This window comes from Frankia nepalensis (genome assembly GCF_016786325.1).
In the GTDB taxonomy this organism is placed as follows: Bacteria; Actinomycetota; Actinomycetes; order Frankiales; family Frankiaceae; genus Pseudofrankia; species Pseudofrankia nepalensis.
Genome location: NZ_JADWYU010000002.1, coordinates 1 through 1,277 on the forward strand (window position 1 = coordinate 1; position 1,277 = coordinate 1,277).

Consider the following 1,277-nt stretch of genomic DNA (forward strand, 5'->3'; position numbering starts at 1 on the left):
TCGGCGAGTTGTTGGTCGAGGTCGCGGGCGGTGGGGACGGCGGTGTGGCGGCGTAGGCGGCGGCGGACCTCGTCGGCGCGTCGGGCATTGCGGCGGGAGCGGGTGATGGCGAGTAGGGGGAGGGCTTCGGCGGCGAGTGCGCAGCCGTGGTCGAGGTCGCCGAGGTCGATCTGGACGGCGGAGCGGCGCAGCAGGTAGGTCGCCCGGTCGCGGATCTTGTCGGGCGAGTGGCCGGCGAGCGCCTGGCCGAGCCAGCGGTCCGCGGAGGGCAGGTGGCCGAGGTCGATGTAGCAGCAGCCGACCTGTGCCTGGAACTCGGCCTCGTCGAAGTAGACAGCCCACGGCGGATCCTGCGCCCTGGCGCGCGCGAAGGCGGCTTCGGCGATGCCGAGCTCCCGGACGCAGGAGACCTGGTCGCCGAGCGCGGCGTGTGCCCGGGCGCCGCGCATGTGCAGCATGGCGCCGACGCGGCCGGTGGCGCCGGCGGCGGTGCGTATGGCGGCGTCGGCGAGTTCGATGGCTTCGGTGGGTCGGGAGAAGTCGACGCACTGGAGTGCCATGTTCTTCAGGACGTTGGCGCCGAGCAGGCGGTCGCCGCCGACGTGGGCGGCGTGTAGGGCGGTTATCCAGTAGCGCTGGGCGGCGGTCTGGTAGCCGGCGTCGAAGGAGACCCAGCCGGCGAAGCGGGCGAGTTCGGCGGCGACGACGTGCAGTTCGCGGCCGATCCGTTCGGGGTAGCGGCTTCGGGAGAGCAGTTCGGTCACGACGCCGAGTTCGGCGTCCACGAGGCGGCGGGTGCTCTCGCCGCCGAGGCGGTCGTCCATGACGCGCAGGCCGGGGATGTTGTGCGCGATGCGGTGCACGATCTGTTCGTCGACGAGGCCGCCGTCGAGGGCGCCGGCGAGGTGTGCTGGTTCGAGGCCGAGCCATTCGGTGGCGAGTGTGGCGACGCCGGAGCCGGTGATGGTCAGGAAGCCGCGGCGGTCGGTGAGGGCGTCCTGGACGACGTCGGTGAGGGCGGTGAGGCTGCCGGCCTGGGTCCAGGGGTAGTCGGTGCGTACGTTGTCGCCGGTGGGGAGCCAGGACGGCCACGGATGCGACTCCAGCCGCGCTCTGGGTACTCCCAGTTCGGTGGCCAGGGCCAGCTGGGAGACCCGGTCGGGGACGACGCCGCGGTGCTCCCAGCGCCACACCTTCTGCCGCTCGGCGGCCATGTTCGCCACGCCCAGGTCGCGAGCCCGCTTCGCGACCACTCTGGCGAGCTTCTGGTACGACCA

1 protein-coding gene is annotated in these 1,277 nt (G+C 72.7%); it reads right to left on the reverse strand.

Going from position 1 to position 1,277, the window contains the following annotated elements; genetic code table 11:
* Positions 1–1,277, reverse strand: a 1,277-nt coding sequence (locus I6A81_RS00015; protein WP_238438128.1) for a transcriptional regulator, incomplete at both ends; no start/stop codon positions are given.